The organism is Gaoshiqia sediminis (genome assembly GCF_025907915.1).
GTDB lineage: Bacteria > Bacteroidota > Bacteroidia > Bacteroidales > Prolixibacteraceae > Gaoshiqia > Gaoshiqia sediminis.
In genome coordinates this window covers 1-3,778 of record NZ_JAPAAF010000081.1, presented here as the reverse complement: position 1 = coordinate 3,778, position 3,778 = coordinate 1, and the positions used below count along the sequence as shown (strand labels likewise).

Here is a 3,778-nt window from a genome sequence, read left to right as displayed (position 1 = left end):
TATCCCGGATTCAAAGGAGGCGACCGCACGAACATCGAATTACCGGCCGTGCAGCGCAATTGCCTGAAAGCCCTGAAAGCAGCCGGTAAAAAGGTGATTTTTGTAAACTGCTCAGGCTCGGCCATTGCTCTTGAACCCGAAACACAAAGTTGCGATGCCATTCTGCAAGCCTGGTATGCCGGCGAGCGGGGAGGATCAGCCATTGCCGATGTGCTTTTTGGTGACTACAATCCCGGAGGTAAACTGCCGCTTTCTTTTTATAAAAACTCCGATAAGTTGGGCGATTTCGAAGATTACTCCATGACCAACCGTACCTATCGTTACACAACCGATTACTTGTTCCCGTTCGGTTTTGGCTTGAGCTACACCACGTTCGAAATTGGCAATGCAACAATCAGCAAAACAAACATTCAGACCAACGAAAATACACTGTTGAGCATTCCTGTAAAAAATACCGGCAAAAGGGCCGGAACCGAGATTGTGCAGGTTTACATCCGCAAGGTAAACGACGTGGAAGGCCCATTGAAGACCCTGCGCGGCTTTCAGCGGGTGGAATTGGCAGCAGGAAAATCGGAAACCGCTACCATCGAACTCACGCCTTCATCGTTTGAGTTTTACGACTGGAATCAGAGAAAAATGGCTGTTACACCCGGCAAATACGAAGTATTATACGGAAATAGTTCCAATAACAATGATCTGAAACATTTAAGCGTGATTATTGAATAATGCGCTTTAAAAAGCGAAACCAAAGTTGGAAGGTTAAAAAATACCGGCGGTTGGCAAAATTGGGCAACCGTTAAAAGCAAGGTGAAGAAAATAACCGGCGTTCACAACCTCTGTTTCGTATTCAAAGGTACCAAAGATGAATTGTACAATTTTGATTGGCGGAGGTTCAAATAAAAATAGAGAAAGGAAAAATAACGATGAATTTCAAAAACTTTTTTTTAGTTGCTTTCTTGTTGTTTGGCCTGGCAGGATGTCATACAAAAATAGGCTATGAGCAAGTTCCCAGTGGGGTAAATGTTTCCCTGCCCGAAGGGACTCTCAGTATTTATCCGGTTTCGGATAATGCAGTACGAATAAAGCTTTTCAAAGAAGAAGAAGCCAGCCTGCCCGAGATTGTTTTGGATTCGGTTTATGAGGTACCGGAGTTTCAGATTTCGGATGTTTCGTCAAAGCTGGAGATAAAAGTAAAGAACATTCATGTTTTGGTGGATAAGAGAACGGGATGCATTTCTTATTCCGATCCATCGGGAAAGATTTTTTTGAGCGAAAAAGCCGATTCTCGGAAATTTGAGCCCGACTCGGTGATGGGCGAACCTTGCTTTTTTGTTGAGCAAAGTTTCGATTCACCTGCCGATGAGTCTATTTTTGGCCTGGGACAATTTCAGGACGGGCAATACAATTTGAAAGGTGTCAGCCGGCGTTTGACCCAGGTGAATTCGCAAATTTCCATACCGTTTATCTACTCCAGCCAGGGCTATGGTTTGTTGTGGCACCAATATGGATTAACTGATTTTAACCCTGCCGATAATTTTGTAACGCTCGAAAAACAGGAAAAACCTGACGAAGGTGAGAATTTGGTTGAAGTCACTACCACTGCCGGAACACAAAAAGTATCGCAAAACCAATCGCTTTATACCGGCAAATTTAGTGTGCCGGAAGATGGTGAATATTCAATATTTCTCGATTTAGGCGCTATGGGCAACCGGCACTATGTCGTGATTGATGGAGATCCTGTTATTGACCAGACTAACATGTGGCTGCCGCCAACTGCTGGGGCACTAGTCCAATTAAGCAAAGGCGAACATAAGGTGCAGCTTATTTGCAAAGCCGACAACCAACCTGCTCTGTCATGGAAACTAAAAGATAATTCTACAACCTTTCGTTCGCCAAATGCCAAGATGCTCGATTATGTTGTATTTGCAGGATCGGCCGATGAGGTAATTGCATCGTACCGAAATTTAACCGGAAATGCGCCCATGTTCCCCAAATGGGCTTATGGTTTCTGGCAGTGCCGCGAGCGTTACACGTCAGCAAATCATTTGGTTGAGACCGTTAAAGAGTTCCGTAAACGGAAACTGCCGGTGGATGTGATCGTGCAAGACTGGCAGTACTGGGGCAGCAGGGGATGGGGAGTTCCGCAGTTCGATGAAAAAAATTATCCAAACCCTTCCGGGTTTATCAAAGAAATACATGATTTAAATGCTCATTTCTGTATTTCCATCTGGTCGAACCCCGATAAGAATTCAGAAATAGGTAAAGAATATGTCGCAAATGATCGCTTCATTCCAGGAACCAAATGGTTGGATTATTTTAATCCGGAAACTCGCAAAGAATACTGGACGACCTTGAAAGAGAACATGTTTGATCATGGTGTTGATTCGTGGTGGATGGATGCCGTTGAACCCGAAAACGATGCGTTAAAAGGTGAAAAAACACATATCGGCCTGGGCGATTTTTACCGATTAACCTACCCGCTGATGGTTAGCAAGGCCGTATACGAGGGACAACGGGAAATATCGGATGAGAAACGTGTGTGCATTTTAACACGTTCGGCTTTTTCAGGCCAGCAACGTTACGGTGTCATCAATTGGTCGGGCGATATTGGTGGAACATGGGATACGTACCGCCGTCAGATTGTTGCGGGCTTAAACTTCACAATTACCGGATTACCTTATTGGACAACCGATATAGGTGGGTTTTTCCGTCCGGGATGGTCACAATACACCGACGAAAAATTCCACGAACTGCTTACCCGCTGGTTTCAATGGGGGGCCTTCAATCCTGTTTTCAGGATGCACGGATACCAAACAGAAACCGAGCCGTGGAAATACGGACAAACAGTTGAAGGCAACATGCGTAAAATCTTAAACCTTCGCTACCGTCTTCTTCCTTATATCTATTCCGAAGCCTGGCAGGTAACCAGTAGCGGATCAACCATGATGCGTCCGCTGGTGATGGATTTCAGGGATGATGTCAATGCCGTTAAACAACCTTATGAGTATATATTTGGGAACGCTTTTCTGGTTGCCCCAATTACTGAAGCCGGAGTATCGGAAAGGGATGTGTATTTACCAAAATCAAGCGGTTGGTACGACTTCTGGACCGGCAAACGTTTCGATGGCGGACAAACCATCACAACAGATGCCCCAATGGATAAAATACCGTTGTTTGTAAAAGCCGGCTCAATTCTTCCAATGGGACAGATTGTCCAATCTACCGGGGAAAAGCCTGCTGATCAATTGGAAATCCGGGTTTATCGTGGAGCTGATGCCCGGTTCGTGCTTTATGAGGATGAAGGCGACAATTATGACTACGAGAAAGGAAAATATTCAACCATTACTTTCTTCTGGAATGAGACTGCCGGGACTTTAACCATTGACGATCGTGCGGGTGATTTTCCCGGGATGCTCCAGGAACAGAATTTCAACATTGTAATTGTTGACGAGAACAAGGAAGATGGGGGAGATGTGGTTGAGAAATGTGACCAGGTGGTTACTTATTTGGGAAAGAAGGTTGTCGTAGATCTAAGCTAATCGTAGGATAATTTAAACGGTAAAAAATGAAACAATTCGAATTGAAATTGATAGTTCAGCTTTTTGCATGTTTTTCCCTTTTGAGCTGTCAGACAACAACAGCCAAAGGCGGCAGCCTGAAAATGTGGTACGACAGGCCGGCAGCAGTTTGGAATGAAGCCCTTCCGGTAGGGAATGGCCGGTTGGGAGCGATGATTTATGGCGATCCGGTTAACGAAAAAATCCAGCTGAACGAAGAA

General features: G+C 44.9%; 3 protein-coding genes and 1 pseudogene. All 4 read left to right on the top strand.

Features of this window, described 5'->3' with window-relative positions; translation table 11 throughout:
- Positions 1–726 (top strand): glycoside hydrolase family 3 C-terminal domain-containing protein (locus tag N2K84_RS19985; RefSeq protein ID WP_282593603.1); only part of this gene is annotated, 726 nt, incomplete at its 5' end.
- Between the two features lie 39 nt (positions 727–765).
- Positions 766–900: pseudogene (locus tag N2K84_RS20610) on the top strand (carbohydrate-binding protein); the annotation flags it as partial.
- 23 nt (positions 901–923) lie between these two features.
- Positions 924–3,539: a glycoside hydrolase family 31 protein gene (locus N2K84_RS19980; protein WP_282593602.1), complete on the top strand. Its 2,616-nt coding sequence runs from the start codon at positions 924–926 to the stop codon at positions 3,537–3,539.
- Positions 3,540–3,565: 26 nt separating this feature from the next.
- Positions 3,566–3,778: glycoside hydrolase N-terminal domain-containing protein (locus N2K84_RS19975; RefSeq protein ID WP_282593601.1), on the top strand; the 213-nt coding region annotated here is incomplete at its 3' end.

Bases quoted from the DNA above. Each gene is read 5' to 3' on its own strand.
- N2K84_RS19980 (WP_282593602.1), top strand. From the start codon at position 924: ATGAATTTCAAAAACTTTTTTTTAGTTGCTTTCTTGTTGTTTGGCCTG.